Consider the following 18,300-nt stretch of genomic DNA (forward strand, 5'->3'; position numbering starts at 1 on the left):
CGATTTTAGCGTCCTACCTGTTTTTGCTGTTCGGCGTTGTAACGATCTCCCACAACCGGAATGGCAGCAACCGTATCTTCCAGTTCTCTCCATTCTTCAGGGGAGAGGGAAAATTCAAGTGTGCGCAGATTCTCTTCTAAATGCGCCAGTTTCGTCGTTCCGGGAATCGGCACGATCCACGGTGCTTTCTGCAACAGCCAGCCGAGGGCTACCTGAGCCGAGGTCATGCCCCGTGTACGGCCGAAGGCTTGCAGCGCGTTCACGATGCGCGTGTTGGCCCGCATCGCTTCCGGCTGGAAGCGCGGAAGAGTTTGACGATTGTCATTGTTCGGGTCGAAGACCGTGTATTCGTTGATGCAGCCGCCCAGAAATCCACGGTTAATCGGGCTGTACGGAACGAAACCGATACCCAGTTCCCGGCAGGCATCGAGTACACCGTTTTCCTCCACAAGCCGGTGCATAAGATGGTGTTCGCTTTGGATAGCAGTCAGCGGGCAGATAGCGTGTGCCTTACGGATGGTTTCGGCACTCACCTCGCACATCCCCCAATGCTGTACTTTGCCCTCTTTCATCAGGTCGGCAATGGTCGCTGCCACCTCTTCTGCCGGAGTGTTCGGATCGGCACGATGCTGGTAAAACATCGGCAAGGATTCGAGCCGCAGGCGTCGGAGCGATTCCTCGCAATAACGGCGAATGGTTGCCGGTTGGCTGTCCTGACGTCCCGTTCCCTTACCGTCGATGACTTCATGCCCGAATTTAGTCGTTACGCTGATCCGGCCCTTGAACTCGGACAACGCTTCACCGGCCAAATTTTCATTAGTCAGCGGGCCGTAGATGATTGCCGTGTCGAAGAGCGTCACGCCTCGATCTACCGCCTCGTGCAACAGCCGGATACATTGCTTCTTGTCCGGATGCTGGCTGCGGTTATAGGTCATACCCATCACGCCGAAACCGAGAGCAGACACCTCGAAGGCCGCCTTCCCCGTTCCCAATACGCGATGTCCTTTAATACGGGCGACGCCTGTATCATTGTTTCGTGATGTTTCCGGTTGTTTCGGCTCGGCAGCAAAAACCTTGTCGAGTCCGGCAGGCATAGCCAATGCTGCTCCCGCCAGTGCCGCCGTTTTAAGAAATCCACGGCGGCTGATGTTCATTTTATTATCTTCTTTCATGGTTTTACGTTTTTGTGATTAGTGAATAGAAAAGGCACCGTCCACCAAAAGGGCATGGCCATCCACGAAACTTGCCTGCTCGGAGCAGAGCCACAGGACGGCATTTGCTATCTCTTCGGGGTTACCAAGACGCCCGGCAGGAATATCACGTACCAACTCTTTCTCCAAATCCGGATTGCGCCGCATCAGTTCCTCTGCCATCGGCGTTCTGATGACGCCCGGACAGATGGCGTTAATGCGGATGCCCTTTGCGGCATAATCGATAGCCGCGGTACGTGTCAGACCGATTACGGCATGTTTGCAGGCGATATAGGCTGCCTGTCCGGGAAATCCCGTCACACCACCCTGCGACGAGGTATTGACAATCGCTCCACCGCCCTGTTTCAACATCTGGAGAATCTCGTAGCGCATGCAGTTCCATACGCCTTTCAGATCGACAGCCACCGTGCGGTCGAACTCCTCGTCGGTAATCTCCGCCATCGGACGTTGCGGGGTTTGGATGCCCGCGTTGTTGTGTGCCGCATCGAGTCGGCCATAGGTCATAACGATCCAGTCTATCATCGTCTTTACGGCTTGCGTGTCCGATACGTCGCAACGATACGAAACAGCCTTATAACCTTCCGAGTTTAATTTTTCGGCCTGCTCTTTCGGTTCGTTGATATCTACCAGAATAACCGTTGCACCGGCTTTTGCGAATCCTTCTGCACAAGCAAGACCGATTCCGGCTGCCGCACCAGTTACCATTGCTACTTTTCCATTCATTGTTTTTGTTTCCATATTATTTATTTTTGAGATGAATAATTCTTCTGTTGATAATCCAGTGCCGGTTTCCGATCACCCAACAGAGGCTCGTACTTGAAATCTGTACCTCTGTCTTGTTGCATTTCTTGTTTGGCAGCAGCAATGAGTTCAGGATTCAGGAAGAGGTCGCATACGGTAGTCGCTATGATTTCCGAAGCGACCAGTGCGCTCTGCACACCTAAAGAAGAACCGCTGGCCGCTACCGCTTGCCATGAATGTGCTGCCGTTCCCGGAATCCAACCCATCGTGAATACGCCTACCGTCGGTACTACCCAACTGATGTCACCCACGTCGGTCGAAGCGTTCACCTCCTTTGCCGGATAGGGTGGAAAAACAATGGTGGGATCGAGTGGCCCCGGATGTTCTAATGTCGAGGCAATCCCTTCGGCAAATTCCATTTGGCTCTTGTTCCAAAGAGGTAAGGATAGCGAGTTGAAATTCGTTGCCGCCACGTCTATCAACGTGTGGTTGACAAGCAACGGATAGCAGCCCGACGTAAGTTCATATTCGGCGGTGGTTTCCGTGGCGGTAGCCGCACCACGTGATATTTCCACAATTCGCCTCCATACCTCACGTGCCACTTGCGGATTGGCATGACGCACGGTCAGGTCGATCTCCGCGAAATCAGGAACCACGTTGGAAGCCCGTCCACCGTTACTGATTATATAATGTATGCGTGTCTTGTCGGGAACATGCTCGCGCAGATATTCCACGGCTGTAGCCATTACCATCGCCCCGTCCAATGCCGACCGTCCGCGGTCGGGAGCGGCTGCGGCATGGGCCGATACGCCCCGGAAACGGAATTTGGTGCTGACACTTGCCATGTGGGGCGAGGAATAATAACCGTTGTAGTCAGTCGGATGCCAGTGCATTACGGCGTCCACGCCATTAAACAGCCCATCGCGTACCATATAAACTTTCCCGAAACCGCCTTCTTCAGCGGGACAACCATACAAACGGATTTCCCCGTGAACACCGTTTTCCTCCATCCATTGCCGGAGAGCGACTGCCGCGGCCACGGCTCCCGAACCTATCAAGTTATGCCCACAGCCGTGCCCGTTGGTGTTATCCGCTCGGAAATGACGTATGCAGGTGGAATCCTGCGACAGACCTCCTAATGCATCATATTCGGCAAGCAGGCCGATGACAGGCCCTTCACCGTTCCGGTAACTCGCAACAAAGGCAGTCGGCATCCCGGCGACACCCGTCTGCACGGTAAATCCGGCGTCGCTCAAACGCTTTTGCAGGATAGTCGCACTCTTATGTTCCAGAAATCCCAGTTCGGCAAGTCCCCAGATAGCCGTTGCGTTGTCAGCCAACGGTTGCCGCTGGGCTTTGACCAGTTCGAGCAATCTGCTTTTCATCCTTTTTTCTTTTGGTGATGCTCCCATCGCAGTGTTTACTTGCAGCATACAAAGCAGGGCAAGCATTCCTATGACAATTTCATTCTTAATTCTCATATTCTTCAATTTAGTAGTTTCAATACTGTGGCAAAGTTAAAAAGAGAGCCCCGCAGCGTCTTTGCTGCGAGGCTCAAAATACTTTGTTGGGAAGTTCACTTCGTTAAAATTACATGCCGGGTGTCTTTATATGTCTGATCACTCTGGCGGGATTTCCGGCAACAATAGTGTCAGGCTCTACATCGCGCGTAACGACACTGCCGGCTCCGACCACCGCATTCTCACCGACGGTAACACCCGGAAGAATGGTCGCGCCGGCTCCGATCCACGCCCGCCGGCAGATATGTACAGGCTTGCAGGTAATTACCGACCTATTTTCCAAATCGTGGTTATTGGAGATAAGTTGAACATTTGCGGCTATCTGGACGTCATCGTCGATAGTAATTCCTCCTGCCGACATCATCAGACAACCGGGCATAATGATTACATTGCTCCCGAATTTCACGTTGGCAGTCCGGACACCCGAAAACGGAGTTTCGATGCGACATCCCTCGCCGAGATTCGAGAACACTTTATGCAGCAGTTCATCGTACTCTTCGGTATCCGGCATCGTATGGTTCAACCGGAAGATATTTTGCCGCAACTCCTTTACTTTTGCCAGCTCCTCTGCTGTTTGATTCCGGCAGTCGATTCTCAATTCTTCCATAAACCTACTTGCTTGCCTGTTTCGCCCATTCTCCGGCTTGCTTTACACCTCCGTTAAGCAGCCGACCCTCTTTCCACACGATTTTCGGGTAGAGTTTCTTGAGTTGTTTTACACTGCCCGTTATCGAACTTCCGCCGGAAGTGGCGAACGGAATGACGGTTTTACCGGAGAAGTCGTATTTTTCAAGGAACGTATTGACCGGACGCGGACATAAGTCCCACCAGATAGGATACCCCACGAATATCACGTCGTAATCTTTCGGTGCAACAGATTCTCCGCCCAATTCCGGGCGTGAGTTTTCGGTCGTCATTTCAACCGAGCTTCGGCTTTTCTTGTTGTTCCAATCGAGGTCGGCCGATGTGTAGGCTTTAGCGGGAGTTATCCGGTAAAGTTTACCGCCGGTTGCTTTGGCAATGGCATCCGCTACTTTTTCAGTTGTTCCGGTACAGGAGAAATAGGCGACAAGAATTTTCTTGTCCGATGACACATTGGTGTCCGTGACTTGTTGCTGCGCATTTGCCGCGCCGCTGAAACCGATAAGGCTCATAATTATCAATATTATATGTTTCATCTTATTTTAATTTTGAATATTCTTTATCACTTACAGGCTCAAGCCATTCGTTGTTGCTATTCTCGCCGGGAACCTCTATGGCAAGGTGGGAAAACCAACTGTCAGGTGCAGCTCCGTGCCAGTGTTTCACGCCGGCCGGAATGTGGATGGCATCGCCAGGTCGCAATTCGACCGCTTCTTTTCCCCATTCCTGATAATAACCGCGACCTCCCACGCATACGAGCGTCTGCCCGCCGCCTTTCGTGGCGTGGTGTACATGCCAGTTGTTGCGGCAACCCGGCTCAAAAGTGACATTTACGACAGGCACGCCAGCCGTCACTACGGGCGCAACATAGCTTTGCCCTATGAAATACTTGGCATAGGCATCATTCGGCTTGCCAACCGGAAAAATGATGGTTTGTGCATATCCTTCGAGCGAACCGACTCTGGTACTATCGGCATTTTCAGTCCAAACCTCTTTTGCCATACGAAAAGCTGCCCATGCCTTGGGCCAGCCTGCATAGAAAGCGGCGTGGGTAAGGATTTCGGCCATTTCGGTTTTGGTTACTCCGTTTTTCTTTGCCGATTCGAGGTGATACTTGAACGAAGAATCGGTCAGTCCCTGCGACATGAGGGCGACCACCGTTACGATGGAGCGGTCGCGGAGCGAAAGGAGGTCATTGCGACTCCACACCTCCCCGAAAAGGATGTCGTCATTGAGGTGCGCGAACTCGGGGGCGAATTCGCCGAGCGCGTCACGTCCGGCTGTTTGCTTGATTTTTACTTGTGATCTTGCCATGATTGGAAATATTAAAGTTAATAATAAAACCAATGAAGTTACTTTTGTTTTCATACCGTTTGATTTTAATTCTACTTTTTATGGAGATCGGCATTCGATTCCCGAATGCAAAAATACGAAACGAGCCTTGCAACGATTTTGCTGCAAGGCTCAAATTTATTTGTCAGGAGGTTCATTTCACCAAGATGGAGCTGCCCCGTATGCCTCCTTGTATATTTTGGAGAAATGCGACAGATTCTTGAAACCTACGTCGAAGCAGGCTTCCGTAACTTTCTTTTTCCCCGACTTGATTAAGTCATGAGCTGCTTCGAGGCGCCGTTTGATGATCCATTTCTGGGGTGTCAGGTCGCTCACTTTGGCGAAATCACGTTTGAACGTGGCCAGACTGCGCCCTGTGTAGCTTGCGATTTCTTCCATCGACAGGTCGCACATGTAGTTCTCGTTCAGGTAATCAAGAATGTCTATTTTCCAAGGTTCGACGAAATCGAACAGCGAAGCGTAAAGGTTCCTGTCCGTGTTGAGCAGGACATAGACACCTTCGATCATCTTCAATTTCAGAATATCTTCCGAAGGCTTCTCCCCGGCATCGAAATAAGGAACGACCGACTCGAACAGAGAGCAGATATCCAGTCGATTGTTCGGCAACACACGCAGACTTACCTTTTCACGCTTTGAATCAGCAGGAATGTCTTGGCGGTTGAGAGTCTGGTAAAACTCCCGAAGAAAAGCCCTTGAAAATTTCAACGTGATAGAGCGATAGGGTTCCCCATCCTTTACGTGTTTCTGTAACCACATCCTGTTGTCACGTCGCATGAAAGCGCAATCCCCCGGATGCAAAACCGTTTTCTTTCCACGTTCCTCGATTTCCAATTCTCCGGAACACAGATAAATAAGCGTATGTTCCCGATTTTCATGGGCACATCCCCGGTCGTCAGTAAAATAACTCGCTATAAGCACATTCGAGCAATCGAATACATCAAGTTTTTCCATATTCTTAGCTTTTTATTTTTGCAAAAATAGCGCATTATTTTCAGTCGATGTTTGTTGTAAAGCTCATTTTAGCATCTAAGAATAATCTTTTATCCTTCGATTTTTGTACCTACATCACACCAAAATGAAGTATAACTATCTCCTCATATATCTATTTCTTACCGTTTTTACCACCCGTAAAGCATGAAGTAAACATCTGCGTCGATAGGCTTCTTCCTCCTCATCAGGACTTCGGCCATCCCAAGGCAAATCGGAAGTAGAGCCACCCCCACCGGAGGAAATTGGTACTGGTTGCCCTCCGATAAGTGCATCGGCAACGGCAAAAATCAGGTTGCGAACCGATGGTACAGCCAACTGTTCGAGCAACGTATTCAGTTCGGATTCCAATTCTTGATTGATGTCGGAAAGAGATTGGTTCTCTCTTTTCAGTTGATAAAACTCGCCATAATCCGCCAGCACATTGCGCTGGGATGCTTCGACTTGCCGTGCCGCATCATTTCTGTATAGGGATTCTATTTTGCGGACAATCTCGGTGAATCGTTTTGCAATATGCTGGTTCTGACGCTCCACCCACTTGTCAGTACCGAACAAAGGCACTTTCTCTGTAATTTGCGGTGGTGTGAAATCGACCTTGTGATTGCGGAACGGCTGGATAACTGAACGGATATTTGTCGCATCTCTGGTCAGCCTATCCAATTCCTGCTCCTTTACATGAAGTTTGCCAGCCTTGTCTTCAAGTTTGGACTGATATTCAGAAATCTGCTTCTGTATCTCGGCCTTCCAGGATTCATATTCCCTAAGAGCCATTTTGCCGGAAGCCAAAGACTTGTCAATTTCTTCCAGTTGAGATTGATACTTGAATATCTGCGATTCCAGTTTCCGTATCATGGTTTGGAGTCCCTTGACAGCCTTTTCAGCCTGTTTTGCCTCTTTGGTCAGTTTGCGGATATAATCGCGCTTATGCAAATGTTGCACATTACGCCCATCAATACTGTCCCCACGTTCAAGACCATATTTACTACCGACATCTTCATACAGGGAAGTGTGCATCTCTTTCAATATACGACCATATTCAAACCGGTCTTTCCCAAACTTTGCCGACCACATCACACACTCGCGTCCGCTTTTGGGACGGATGCCGACCGGAACAATCAGGGCATGGATATGCGGGCTGCTCTCGTCAAGATGTACCTGAAACCCGACAATGTTTTCCTGTCCGTATCTGTTGGCGCACCAGTCATAGATGTCCTTCGCCCAATGTTCAATTTCCTTGCACCTATATAGATGACTGTTGTCTGCGTCTTTCTCCATGTTGGCGGTCTGGTCTCCGAATGCCATCTCAAGTGTCCTGTCATGGTTGCCGCCGAAAACAAATTTAGCGCAACAATTCGGCTGGATCTTGCTGTCCGGTTTGAATGGCTTCCAATCCAAAGCGGACAACCGTTCCTGCAAACGGACTTCGAGCGGCTTCTCCTGATAGCCCAACGGATGGATTTTCCCGTCAGGGCCAATCTCGAAATTCAGTTTCATTCTGGTCTTGTCGTAGTGGTTGGTTGGATCCTGATTCTTCCTGTCAATCTTCTCCTCGTTCCAACGCCGTTCGTTTTCGTTGGCCTCTGTCGTGCCGAATGACTTTACAGCCTCGACATGCATGGCCTGTTTTATGTCTGTATTCATAATGTCCTCTCAATATATATTTTTATTATTGGAGCTTGCTCCTATGCCAGTTCACTCAACCGAGCAATGACCGGACTTTATTGCTGCCAGGCAAAAAGTCCTTATTGTGTTATGGACTTTCTATAAATTCCCGGAACAAGTTCCTCCGTTATTCAATAAGTTCCAGGCCGAGTTCATCAATCAGGGTTTGTAGGATAGGATTGCGCTGAATCATTTGCTGGAGTATCTGCCGCTTGGATGGTGAAAAGAGAAAGAAGTCCGCAATGTCCAATCCTTGGCTGCGTTGTTCTTCATCAGATGTACATTCCAATACATTGGAGACAATGACCTTTTTGCAAATTCCCGACAACAAAGCAGACTTTTCTTTCCATTGTTCAGTTGCTCCTAAATCAGGGATGAGTGTTACTTCCCTGTCTTTAAGAATCTGCATCGCATCGCTGTTGAAACAACCGTTCTTGCCACCAGTCGCCAGCCATATATAATCGGATATAAAATGACTCATGACAACAGCAGTCTTTTCACTTTCGACCAGCATTACCGGAGAAGTAGAGTTCTTCAAAAGATGTTCTCCAAACAGGCATTGCTTCAAATGGAAATCCTGCAATTTCAACTCAGAATGAGCCCATCCGACAAATGCCTGAGGCTCCTTAACCCGATGCCCTGTTTCTGCATTATAACACATCACCTTACCGGTTCTTACCAGTCCATTTATATCCATCTGCCAGAAAACTGCAGAGCCTCCCCATTTTGCAGATGTTCCTATGCGATACATTCCAAACAGCCTGCTTGTCTCATCTTCGCCAAACACTCGGCAGAAATATTGGAACAAAGGGTTAATCGAATAATGCGATTGACTCCTTTCGACATAGGAAGAAGGGACATATGAAACTGGATTCTTGTCTACCGGCTTATAAATGATGGACTGGAATGATTTGCCTATACTCTCAGTCATTCTCAATATATTAGGATTATCCTTGAAGTATTCTTTAGGTGTATAGTGATACCCGCAACTGTTCTCATGGTCACACTTCCCAACATTACCAGGAAAGGTAATACTACCTTGTTCATCAATATACCTGACAAAACATCGGCTTTTACCACAACTCGGACAAGTAATCTTGCTTCCGAATCTGTATTTCTGTAAATGAAATCTGTATTCACTCATGATTCCCGGAGTTTTCTGTCGTTGCACTTTGCACTTTTGCACTTCGAGAGGATAGCATGGCATCCTTACCAAAGGAAAGTGCAAAAGTGCAAGGTGCATCAGTGTTTTCTGCTACAAGTTTACGATAGACTCCATGCTGGAGTTTGGCTATAAGGGGATGTTGAAGCCGGCACAGCTGGTCAAGCGCATAATAAACAGTACGTCTGGACATATCAACTTTTCTACCTGCAACAACAGCATCCCCAGAAGTAAATGTCTCTCCCAACAGGGAAAGCCAAGATTCCTTCGTTTCACCTATACTGTTTATGACAATGGCTTCCTGAATCCTCCTGTATGTTTCTTCGTAATAATCAATCATACGGATTGCCGACCTTACAGAATCCTGTTCGATATACTGCATATCGTCATCATCAGTTGCCCATTTCATTATCTGGAACAATAGTGCAAGGCGTGCGACATGCCCGTTGAGTTTCATTTTACGGCTTTCCACATCAGCATCATCCTCAATAGCATTTACAGCATCGATAATTCCATTATACCATTCGTAAAAGCATTCCTCCGCATCATCGGACATTGTTAGAATACGGGGATTTACCGTCATGCCTTTCTCATCAAGAATACAAGGGATACTGAAGACTCTGTTGATTATTGTTCTCCATTGATTCATAATATCAGGACGGACTGTATTTCTTTCTTCCCGTCTCCATCCGGATATTTTTCTGTTTTTGGGATAGACAAACAGAAAGCGGTCAAGCAATCCATTGGCAAGAAATTCTGTACGGAAGACTTCCTGCAGCATATTTGTCTGTACCGAACCTATGACATTTATACATGGATTCTTGATTAGAATAGGACGTGATTCGGACTTGCGGATAACCTTTAACGGCTGTCCGCTATAAGCTGTCAGCAAATCTTCAATGAGGTTGTTCTTGCTATTGTACCTTTTAACCGAATTGAACAAAGCCAAAATTTCATCGACAACCAATGTTATCCCACGTTGATTATACTGATGAATATTCATCATCGCCTCAGGAGTAGAATCATAAATGACAGTAGTTACAAAATTCGGTTTCTTGAGCAACTGCCCTTCCACTTCATTTCCGTGCTTGCCTACGGACATGGCTCTTTCATATTCATCACATTCCTCGTTATATTTCTCATGCAACCGGTCATCATACTCATTAATCGGCTTATATATAAAACCGAGAGGAGGAGTCTTCCCAAGCCCAGGACGACCGACCAACATCATATAAAGGGAAGGGCAAGTTTTCCACTCGCCCTTTATACGGATATGGCAAGAGTTACCTATTGCAGTAGCAACAGCAGAAAGGATAATAGAAGCTGTATATTCTACATTAAAATTTTCGTATCTGGCAAGATTCAAGATAATCTCCTGTATTTTGTCGGGGAAAACATCCAACGGAAGTCCCGTTTCTGGAATATGCTCAACCTCAGAACGGAGCATATTTGTCAGATGCAGATTATCATACATGATAGTCTCCTCCCTGTTCCGGTAAAACATCCCCGACTGCAAAGGCTTCATAATGGAAACGCCTTAGAAAGCGGTCCACATCCTCCTGAGTATACCAATACTTATCACCTTCACGGGAATAGCCGAGGTAGCCGTTGTCCCGTAATTTCTTCAGATATTTCTCCTTGATACCCAATTTTGCCATCAAGGATTTGTTGTCATACAGACAATTCGCCGCCACCTTATTTGCAGATGGCAGTTTTTCTTGTCGTTCTACTATGCGGAGAATCTTTTCTAACAATTCTCTTTCACATATAGTCTCTACCTGTAATTTCTTTGCCATAGTAAATCATATTATGGCTTTCCAATCCTTATGCACACTCGGACTTTAAGCCGGGTTATCTTGCCATGACACGACTGTGCACATCGTCTCACGACAGTGGCGAAGGTAGAGAGTCCTTAGAACCTAAGAAGTTAGCATAGATTATATAACAGGTTATTCCTAATGTTAGACTAATATTAGGATACGCGCTTAACCATCTGATTATAAATAAAAAGAGCAGCCGTTTGGCTACTCAAAAAAAATGTCGATTTTCTGAAAATTTTTCGGCACAGTCAGGTCTTTTCTGTTTTGACGGGACTGCCCTATGTCTGAAGTATCAAAAAGAGTACATAATTCGGCATCAGGGAAAAGCTCCATTCCGAATTTCCAATAGGTCTTAGTTTCCATTTTAAGACGCTCCGGATAGTCTCCACAATAAATCCGACCACACATATATGCTAAAAGCACTTTTGATTCTTTCCATTTATAATGGGAACCGTGTTCTTCCATATAACCGGCTTCAATGGCTTTGCCGAAAACTTTCTTTGCGAGTTCCGTATTCAATGTCCCCGACAAAACAACAGAAGCGTCAATATCTGCTGTCTGTTCCTCCGAAACTGGAGTTACAATGTTACCATTTTTATTTATCTTTCCCTTATTTCCCTCTTTCATCATTTCAGCGCAAAAGGCGAGAGCTGCGCCTGAAATCAATGTTATGATAGTACCCCAAAACGTTGCAGAACCGGTATTGTCTCCATCAATCGGATTTATCACACCGATTCCGACAAGCAACAACGTACCAGCAAATAGGGTAATAGCACTTGACCAAAGAATCAGCCTTGCATATCTTTTGAAAGCAAAGGACAAAGCAAGAACGATAATACAAAGACCTATAACCAAGAATATTATTTGTAGCATAAGTATTTCTAATTGTACAAAAAACTAATTATTCATTATTATAAATTCTGAAAATCAGATTATTTCAAGCGGAGTGAACTCTTCTTTCAGCCGGGCTACTTCAGCAGACAAGGTTTCCGGCAAGAAACGGGCATAGACTTTCTCCGTTACATCCGTACTGCCATGACCGAGCAATCGGCTGACTACAGACATCGACAAGCCTTTGTTCAAAGCAAAGACGGCAAACGAATGTCGGGCCACATGCATCGAAAGGCTGAAAGGCAAGCCGATTTGTTCACCAACGACAGCCAGTGATTGGTTGATACATTTGGTCGCATTGTTGCGGGCCTTATAAAGTGCCTCCGCATCATCCAAATCCAGAGATTCCTTCACAAGATTGAATACATATTTACACCCTTCACGTTTTTCCTGCCATTGCTGCAAGATGTGCAGGGCAGGTTCAGTAAGTGGTATCACATGGCGTTTGTTTGTCTTGATCATAACCTTTCGTAGCTCGTTTCTTGCAAAGTCAATGTGTTTCCACTGCAAAGTCATCACATCCACCACACGGAGTCCGCAAGCGTGAAATGCGAAGAAAAACATTTCTAAAAACTCTTTCCTTCGAGGGGCCATACAAGTCCTGTAATACTCCAGCAAGGCCAGCATCTGTTCTTTAGTCAAACTTTTTCCGTCAAATTCGTTTTCCTCCTCCGACAAAGAAACTTTGGTAACTATACGCATATCTTGAATCCTCGCATTTATAGCCGGCTCCATGATGTTCATTTCACAGGCATACGCACAGGCTTTCAGGATAGGTGTCAAAGAATGATTGATGGTTGCATCGCTGTTCTGCTTGATTTCCCTGCGCCATTCTATATAACTGTCCAAAAGCTCAGGAGTCATATCACCGACAAAAATAGAATCCGGACGGTAAGTCCCTTGTTTGGTCGCTCTCAAAAAGGTCTGGAATATATTCATGCAACTCTTTCCGTTCTCATACCGACTTCTTCCGATTCTGTTTCTCGAATAATCAGAAGCGAGGCGTTCCAATGTGAACTCCACGAAATCTTTTCCCTGGTCGCGTCGGGCAAGAGGCTTGTCTGCAAGAAAGCCGGAAATGACATCTACCGTTATTTGATTTGGATGCTTTTCGTTGTACTCCGCAAGCAGACTATCGATCCGTTCAACACGAGCCAGCAGAAGCTGATTCAGCCGTTTGGCCTCATTGCCGTGACTTACACGAATCTCGCCACGTCCCTGATTGCCGTTCTGGTTCCAGTCCGCAACCTTGACAAAGACATTCGTTGTCTTACGGATTATCTGCCTGTTCCAAGTATATTCCAACTCGACAGGATAAGTCTTGTCTTTTTCGGCATCCTTTGGAGCACGAAGGCGATATTTGCCTAACGGATATATTCTTTTCGGTCTTCCCATACTTTTTTCCTCCTTTTACCAATATTCCTGAGGAGAAACAAAGATATGGAATTTTAGGCAAACAAACTCCGATTTTGAGAAGAAAAATCGCAATTTAGACAAACAAACCACACTATCCAATACCATAAAATACCAGCGCGACAAACAAATATTCATTGTTCATCGCGCTGATATTTAATTATTTAACCTACTAAAAGACCATCAATACTCTTCCTCATTGAAAAAGAAATCCTCTTTGCTGGGGTAATCGGGCCAGATGTCTTCTATACATTCGTAAGTCTCTCCTTCATCCTCCATCTCCTGGAGATTCTCGATTACTTCAAGTGGCGCGCCCGAACGCATGGCATAGTCAATAAGTTCCTCTTTCGTAGCGGGCCATGGTGCATCTTCCAGCTTTGATGCTAATTCTAACGTCCAGTACATATTATTAAAATTTAAAAATTGATCCTTTTGTAAATTGTCGCAAAAGTAGTTATTTTCTTCTCATTAACAACTTTTATTCCAAAAAAATTCGTCTTGTTTATTTTCTATATTGTTAAAACGGGCGAGAACAAAGAAATAGTCCGAAAGACGGTTTACGAAACGTAGAATATTTTCATCTACTTTGTGAGTTGCAGCTACGTCGCAAATACGCCGTTCGGCCCGTCGGCATACAGTACGGCATATGTGTGCGGCAGAGGCGGCGGGGGTTCCTCCGGGCAGAATAAACGCATTTAGGGGAGGTAAAACTTCGTCCATCTCATCAATGCGTTGTTCTATACGTTTTATATCTTCATCTTTCATTTTGCTGGCTTCCCTTAATTCCGTAAAGGAAATGTCTGTTGCCAAGTATGAACCTATAACGAAAAGTTTGTTTTGGGCGAAATGTAGAAGTTTTCTGTTCATGTTGTCAATATCTGGCAAACTGAGCAGGAAGCCTATTTGCGTATTCAGTTCGTCGACCGTGCCATAGGCTTCTAAGCGAACATCTGTTTTGGGAACCCTTTTCCCTCCTACCAGCGATGTGGTACCTTTGTCACCGGTAAATGTATATACATTACTTTTTTTCATAATGATATTTATATGTTTAACAATAGGTTTCGAGTATCCGGCAGCATTCTTCTGCATTTCCGGCAACTTCGTAGAAAGTAAAGCATGTTTCTTTTGCAAATCCTGTCTTATAAAATTGTTCCAGTTGCCGGAGCAAAGGGTTGTAAAATCCTCCTGTATTACAGAACAGAATAGGTTTGTCATGATACCCCAGCATACGGGTCGTAAGTACATCGAATAGTTCGTCTATCGTACCTATACCTCCGGGCAGAATAACGAATATATCACCCAGTTCCGTTAGTTTTTGTTTTCGTTCACCCATGGTGTCGGTAGTGATAAGGGTGTCGGGTAATGAGCTGAGGCGTCCCATCTCAATGATACGCTTTGTGATAACGCCGGTTATCCCGGCATTATTGTTTTTTGCTGACTGTGCAATGGCTTCCATCAGTCCTCCGGTAGCTCCGCCATAGATAAGACGTTTATATTTGTTTCCTATCCATTGTCCTATGATGGATGCTTCTTTATAATATATATTGTCGATGTCATCGGAGGATGCGCAAAAAACCGTGATATTTTCCATACTGCTTTCTTGTATTTATCAACGCCAAATTTAGCTAAAAGTTTTATAAACGGTAAAGATTCTATTCTCGTTTCGTGCTTTTTACAAATGGGGCAAAACGGTTTAAGTATGTGTAATGTGTTTTCATATATAAAAAACGTGAGAGATATTTCTCCCACGTTTTTTATATTTATGTTTTTTCTGTATCAGTTTATGATATCGAAACCTGTATATGGGACCAGTGCTTTAGGGATACGTATCCCTTCTGGGGTCTGGTTGTTTTCCAGTAACGCTGCTACGATACGAGGCAATGCCAGGGCACTGCCGTTGAGAGTATGGCAGAGCTGTGTCTTTTTGTCACTTCCTTTATAACGGCATTTCAGGCGATTGGCCTGATAGCTTTCGAAGTTGGAAACAGAACTGACTTCGAGCCAGCGTTTTTGCGCAGCAGAATAGACTTCGAAGTCGAATGTAATAGCAGATGTAAAACTCATGTCTCCTCCGCATAGACGAAGTATATGCCAGGGCAGTTCCAGTTTTTCGACCAGAGTTTGTACATAATCGATCATCTCTTTTAATGCGTTATAAGAGTTCTCAGGACGTTCGATACGTACTATTTCCACTTTATCGAATTGGTGGAGGCGGTTGAGTCCCCGTACGTCCTTTCCGTATGATCCGGCTTCCCGGCGGAAACAAGCTGAATATGCCGTATTTTTTACCGGCAAATCGTTTTCATTGAAAATTACATCCCGGTACAAATTCGTTACCGGTACTTCGGCAGTGGGGATAAGATAAAGATCGTCCTCATTGCAGTGGTACATTTGCCCTTCTTTATCGGGTAATTGTCCGGTACCATATCCTGATGCGGCATTTACTACATAAGGCGGCTGTATTTCGAGGTAACCGGCTTCTCGGGCGTTATCCAGAAAGAAAGAAATGAGTGCGCGTTGTAGACGGGCTCCCTTTCCTTTATATACGGGGAATCCGGCTCCGGTGATCTTTACGCCTAATTCGAAATCTATTAAATCGTATTTCTTTGCCAGTTCCCAGTGGGGGAGGGCGTCTTCGGGCAATTCGGGAATTTTACCTCCTTCTTTTTCTATTAAGTTATCTTCTGCTGTACGTCCTTCAGGAACCATGGAGCAGGGAAGATTAGGTATGCCCAATAGAATATTTGTTATCTCATTCTCTGCCGATTTCATAGTTTCTTCCAGAATTTTGTTGGATTCTTTGATTTCGGCTGTTTTATTTTTTATTACGTCGGCTTCTTCCTTTTTTCCGGCTTTCATCAATTGTCCGGTTTGTGTCGCCAAAGTTTTCAGTTCTGCGAGTTTTCCATCCAGCTCTGCCTGTGCGGCACGCCTTTGTTTATCCAGTTCTATGACTTTATTAATAAGAGCCTCTCCGTCGAAATGTTTAATAGCCAGTCGGCGAATTACTTCTCCGGGATTTTCTTTTATTACATTTAATGTAAGCATAATATTTATCTATAAAATAATAAGTGGGAGGTGATTTATGCCAATAATTCTTTAACTTTTGCAGAGATTGCTTTACCATCTGCACGTCCGGCAAGTTTTTTGGATGCTATACCCATTACTTTCCCCATTTCTTTAGCCGATGTGGCACCGACTTCGGCTATTATTACTTTGAGTTCTGCTTCCAGTTCTGTTTCAGTCATTTGCTTCGGAAGATATTCTTCTATTACTTTTGCTTCTGCAAGTTCTGGTTCTGCCAGGTCCGGGCGGTTTTGTTCGGTATATATCTGGGCGCTTTCTTTGCGTTGTTTCACCATTTTTGCCAGAATTTTAAGAGCGGTGTCGTCACTGAGTTCTCCGTCGGAACCTTTGGCGGTCTTAGCTTCCAAGAATTCTTTTTTTATTCCTCTAAGGGCTTCCAGTCTCACTTTGTCTTTTGCCAGCATGGCATTTTTGATGTCACTGCTGACCCGGTCAAATAAATTCATTGTATATAAAGTTTAGCGTTTTTTAGTTATTAAAGAATATTTTTCCTGTATGGTTATTACCTTCTTTTTCTTTATCATTATCCTTCTCTTTTTCTTCCGCCTCAGGTGCCGTATTTTTATTTTGCATCTGCGCTTTGAATTGAGAATCCCTGTTATAAGCCGGGCTATTGTCTATTTTTTCCAGTAATTCTTCGTCATCCATTTGGGACGGATCCAGTATGACATATTGCATACGTGCTTTGATGCGTTCGTTCTCTCGTAGTGCGTCTTCTCCATACTGGTCTGCCAAAGGATCGGTAGTTTTTCTCGGTTCCGGTTTTTTACCGTCTTTGTTTATAGCAGGAATATTATTTTCCGGAAGTGTTACGTCAAAACCGGTTGCGAGGATTGTGATCTTGATATCGTTCCCAAGTGAATTGTCGTAACCGGCTCCCCATATAACATCTACATTCTTTTCAAATTTAAGCATGAATGTTTTTAATTCATGTGTTTCCTCCATTTTCATTTGTGCCTGTTCCTCTTCAGAGAAATATAGGTTAATGAGTACACGCTTTGCTCCGAATACATCTTTGTTATTGAGCAAAGGAGAATGGAGGGCGTCCTCAATAGCTTTGGTCAGACGTTTTTCACCTGAACCGAAACCAGTACTGATAATGGCTACACCACCGTCTCTCAGTGTCGTGTTAACATCGGCGAAGTCGAGATTTACGTGGCTGTTGGTCGTAATGATTTCCGCAATGCTCCTGGCGGCAGTCGTAAGTGTGTCATCTGCTTTGGCAAAAGCATTCATGAAATTTAAGTCGGGGTATATTTCGCTTAACCTTTCATTGTTGATGACGAGGAGAGCATCTACATATTGCCGCATTTCTTCAACCCCTGCTAATGCTTTCCTTATTTTAGGTTCTCCTTCGAAAAGGAATGGGATTGTAACTATTCCTACTGTAAGTACGCCCAGCCCCTTTGCAATGCGTGCCACTACTGGTGCTGCTCCTGTGCCGGTTCCGCCACCCATACCTGCTGTGATGAATACCATTTTGGTGCCGTCGTTGAATAGTTTTGAGATTTCTTCTTCACTTTCTTCTGCGGCTGCACGGGCTATTTCTGGTTTATTGCCGGCACCCAACCCCTGGGTGATGGATTTTCCCAGCTGTACTTTCCGTGGGATAGGAGACTTAGTCAGTGCCTGATTATCGGTATTGCACAATACGAAGGTAACATCGTTGATACCTTGTTTGTACATGTGGTTCACGGCATTACCGCCACCACCACCCACACCTATCACCTTAATAATGGAAGGTGAGGCAGATTTGAACCCGAAGTCCATCATTTCGTTCTCGTCCATAGCCGTATATCGTTTTATGTTTA

19 protein-coding genes are annotated in these 18,300 nt (G+C 45.6%); all 19 read right to left on the reverse strand.

What is annotated here, in order from left to right:
* Window positions 1-5 precede the first annotated feature (5 nt).
* The 19 genes from OCV73_RS08785 to ftsZ all read right to left on the reverse strand — a co-directional run bounded on the left by OCV73_RS08785 (window position 6) and on the right by ftsZ (window position 18,277).
* Window positions 6-1,172 carry an aldo/keto reductase gene (locus tag OCV73_RS08785; RefSeq protein ID WP_147551382.1) on the reverse strand — a complete coding sequence of 389 codons (1,167 nt, stop codon included), beginning with the start codon at window positions 1,170-1,172 and terminating at the stop codon, window positions 6-8.
* An 18-nt stretch (window positions 1,173-1,190) separates the two neighbouring features.
* Complete coding sequence (locus OCV73_RS08790; protein ID WP_147551384.1) at window positions 1,191-1,949, reverse strand: SDR family NAD(P)-dependent oxidoreductase; 759 nt, start codon at window positions 1,947-1,949, stop codon at window positions 1,191-1,193.
* Window positions 1,950-1,954: 5 nt separating this feature from the next.
* Entirely contained in the window at window positions 1,955-3,433 is a 1,479-nt protein-coding gene (locus OCV73_RS08795) for an amidohydrolase (protein WP_147551386.1), read from the reverse strand.
* Between the two features lie 109 nt (window positions 3,434-3,542).
* On the reverse strand, window positions 3,543-4,079 hold the full coding sequence (locus tag OCV73_RS08800) for an acyltransferase (RefSeq protein ID WP_147551388.1): 537 nt from the start codon (window positions 4,077-4,079) through the stop codon (window positions 3,543-3,545).
* Between the two features lie 4 nt (window positions 4,080-4,083).
* Window positions 4,084-4,650, reverse strand: a complete 567-nt coding sequence (locus tag OCV73_RS08805; RefSeq protein WP_147551390.1) for a flavodoxin — start codon at window positions 4,648-4,650, stop codon at window positions 4,084-4,086.
* Window position 4,651: 1 nt separating this feature from the next.
* Window positions 4,652-5,482: a carboxymuconolactone decarboxylase family protein gene (locus OCV73_RS08810; RefSeq protein ID WP_147551391.1), complete on the reverse strand. Its 831-nt coding sequence runs from the start codon at window positions 5,480-5,482 to the stop codon at window positions 4,652-4,654.
* A 123-nt stretch (window positions 5,483-5,605) separates the two neighbouring features.
* On the reverse strand, window positions 5,606-6,418 hold the full coding sequence (locus OCV73_RS08815) for an AraC family transcriptional regulator (RefSeq protein WP_147551393.1): 813 nt from the start codon (window positions 6,416-6,418) through the stop codon (window positions 5,606-5,608).
* Window positions 6,419-6,553: 135 nt separating this feature from the next.
* On the reverse strand, window positions 6,554-8,095 hold the full coding sequence (mobV, locus tag OCV73_RS08820; protein ID WP_147551395.1) for a MobV family relaxase: 1,542 nt from the start codon (window positions 8,093-8,095) through the stop codon (window positions 6,554-6,556).
* Between the two features lie 148 nt (window positions 8,096-8,243).
* A complete protein-coding gene (locus OCV73_RS08825) occupies window positions 8,244-9,260 on the reverse strand; it encodes a DUF6371 domain-containing protein (protein ID WP_147551397.1) in 1,017 nt (338 codons plus the stop codon).
* Window positions 9,253-10,752 carry a DUF3987 domain-containing protein gene (locus OCV73_RS08830; protein ID WP_122126847.1) on the reverse strand — a complete coding sequence of 500 codons (1,500 nt, stop codon included), beginning with the start codon at window positions 10,750-10,752 and terminating at the stop codon, window positions 9,253-9,255. The genes OCV73_RS08825 and OCV73_RS08830 overlap by 8 nt, the downstream gene beginning before the upstream one ends.
* On the reverse strand, window positions 10,745-11,074 hold the full coding sequence (locus tag OCV73_RS08835) for a MerR family transcriptional regulator (protein ID WP_118318178.1): 330 nt from the start codon (window positions 11,072-11,074) through the stop codon (window positions 10,745-10,747). Before OCV73_RS08835 ends, OCV73_RS08830 begins: the two co-directional genes overlap by 8 nt.
* A 228-nt stretch (window positions 11,075-11,302) precedes the next feature.
* Entirely contained in the window at window positions 11,303-11,971 is a 669-nt protein-coding gene (locus OCV73_RS08840; protein ID WP_118318180.1) for a hypothetical protein, read from the reverse strand.
* 54 nt (window positions 11,972-12,025) lie between these two features.
* On the reverse strand, window positions 12,026-13,384 hold the full coding sequence (locus tag OCV73_RS08845) for a site-specific integrase (protein WP_147551399.1): 1,359 nt from the start codon (window positions 13,382-13,384) through the stop codon (window positions 12,026-12,028).
* 201 nt (window positions 13,385-13,585) lie between these two features.
* Window positions 13,586-13,807, reverse strand: a complete 222-nt coding sequence (locus OCV73_RS08850; RefSeq protein WP_008863178.1) for a DUF2795 domain-containing protein — start codon at window positions 13,805-13,807, stop codon at window positions 13,586-13,588.
* Between the two features lie 63 nt (window positions 13,808-13,870).
* On the reverse strand, window positions 13,871-14,434 hold the full coding sequence (locus OCV73_RS08855) for a cob(I)yrinic acid a,c-diamide adenosyltransferase (protein ID WP_147551401.1): 564 nt from the start codon (window positions 14,432-14,434) through the stop codon (window positions 13,871-13,873).
* A 16-nt stretch (window positions 14,435-14,450) separates the two neighbouring features.
* Window positions 14,451-14,993 (reverse strand): LOG family protein, encoded by a 543-nt coding sequence (locus tag OCV73_RS08860; RefSeq protein WP_147551404.1) that lies wholly within the window; start codon window positions 14,991-14,993, stop codon window positions 14,451-14,453.
* Between the two features lie 185 nt (window positions 14,994-15,178).
* Window positions 15,179-16,450, reverse strand: a complete 1,272-nt coding sequence (gene serS, locus OCV73_RS08865; protein WP_147551406.1) for a serine--tRNA ligase — start codon at window positions 16,448-16,450, stop codon at window positions 15,179-15,181.
* 35 nt (window positions 16,451-16,485) lie between these two features.
* Window positions 16,486-16,935, reverse strand: a complete 450-nt coding sequence (locus OCV73_RS08870; protein ID WP_147551408.1) for a GatB/YqeY domain-containing protein — start codon at window positions 16,933-16,935, stop codon at window positions 16,486-16,488.
* Between the two features lie 22 nt (window positions 16,936-16,957).
* Complete coding sequence (gene ftsZ, locus OCV73_RS08875; RefSeq protein WP_147551410.1) at window positions 16,958-18,277, reverse strand: cell division protein FtsZ; 1,320 nt, start codon at window positions 18,275-18,277, stop codon at window positions 16,958-16,960.
* Window positions 18,278-18,300: the final 23 nt, after the last annotated feature.

It is taken from the genome of Barnesiella propionica (genome assembly GCF_025567045.1).
Lineage (GTDB): Bacteria > Bacteroidota > Bacteroidia > Bacteroidales > Barnesiellaceae > Barnesiella_B > Barnesiella_B propionica.

Bases quoted from the DNA above. Each gene is read 5' to 3' on its own strand.
- OCV73_RS08785 (WP_147551382.1), bottom strand. From the start codon at position 1,172: ATGAAAGAAGATAATAAAATGAACATCAGCCGCCGTGGATTTCTTAAA.
- OCV73_RS08790 (WP_147551384.1), bottom strand. From the start codon at position 1,949: ATGGAAACAAAAACAATGAATGGAAAAGTAGCAATGGTAACTGGTGCG.
- OCV73_RS08795 (WP_147551386.1), bottom strand. From the start codon at position 3,433: ATGAGAATTAAGAATGAAATTGTCATAGGAATGCTTGCCCTGCTTTGT.
- OCV73_RS08800 (WP_147551388.1), bottom strand. From the start codon at position 4,079: ATGGAAGAATTGAGAATCGACTGCCGGAATCAAACAGCAGAGGAGCTG.
- OCV73_RS08805 (WP_147551390.1), bottom strand. From the start codon at position 4,650: ATGAAACATATAATATTGATAATTATGAGCCTTATCGGTTTCAGCGGC.
- OCV73_RS08810 (WP_147551391.1), bottom strand. From the start codon at position 5,482: ATGAAAACAAAAGTAACTTCATTGGTTTTATTATTAACTTTAATATTT.
- OCV73_RS08815 (WP_147551393.1), bottom strand. From the start codon at position 6,418: ATGGAAAAACTTGATGTATTCGATTGCTCGAATGTGCTTATAGCGAGT.
- mobV (WP_147551395.1), bottom strand. From the start codon at position 8,095: ATGAATACAGACATAAAACAGGCCATGCATGTCGAGGCTGTAAAGTCA.
- OCV73_RS08825 (WP_147551397.1), bottom strand. From the start codon at position 9,260: ATGAGTGAATACAGATTTCATTTACAGAAATACAGATTCGGAAGCAAG.
- OCV73_RS08830 (WP_122126847.1), bottom strand. From the start codon at position 10,752: ATGTATGATAATCTGCATCTGACAAATATGCTCCGTTCTGAGGTTGAG.
- OCV73_RS08835 (WP_118318178.1), bottom strand. From the start codon at position 11,074: ATGGCAAAGAAATTACAGGTAGAGACTATATGTGAAAGAGAATTGTTA.
- OCV73_RS08840 (WP_118318180.1), bottom strand. From the start codon at position 11,971: ATGCTACAAATAATATTCTTGGTTATAGGTCTTTGTATTATCGTTCTT.
- OCV73_RS08845 (WP_147551399.1), bottom strand. From the start codon at position 13,384: ATGGGAAGACCGAAAAGAATATATCCGTTAGGCAAATATCGCCTTCGT.
- OCV73_RS08850 (WP_008863178.1), bottom strand. From the start codon at position 13,807: ATGTACTGGACGTTAGAATTAGCATCAAAGCTGGAAGATGCACCATGG.
- OCV73_RS08855 (WP_147551401.1), bottom strand. From the start codon at position 14,434: ATGAAAAAAAGTAATGTATATACATTTACCGGTGACAAAGGTACCACA.
- OCV73_RS08860 (WP_147551404.1), bottom strand. From the start codon at position 14,993: ATGGAAAATATCACGGTTTTTTGCGCATCCTCCGATGACATCGACAAT.
- serS (WP_147551406.1), bottom strand. From the start codon at position 16,450: ATGCTTACATTAAATGTAATAAAAGAAAATCCCGGAGAAGTAATTCGC.
- OCV73_RS08870 (WP_147551408.1), bottom strand. From the start codon at position 16,935: ATGAATTTATTTGACCGGGTCAGCAGTGACATCAAAAATGCCATGCTG.
- ftsZ (WP_147551410.1), bottom strand. From the start codon at position 18,277: ATGGACGAGAACGAAATGATGGACTTCGGGTTCAAATCTGCCTCACCT.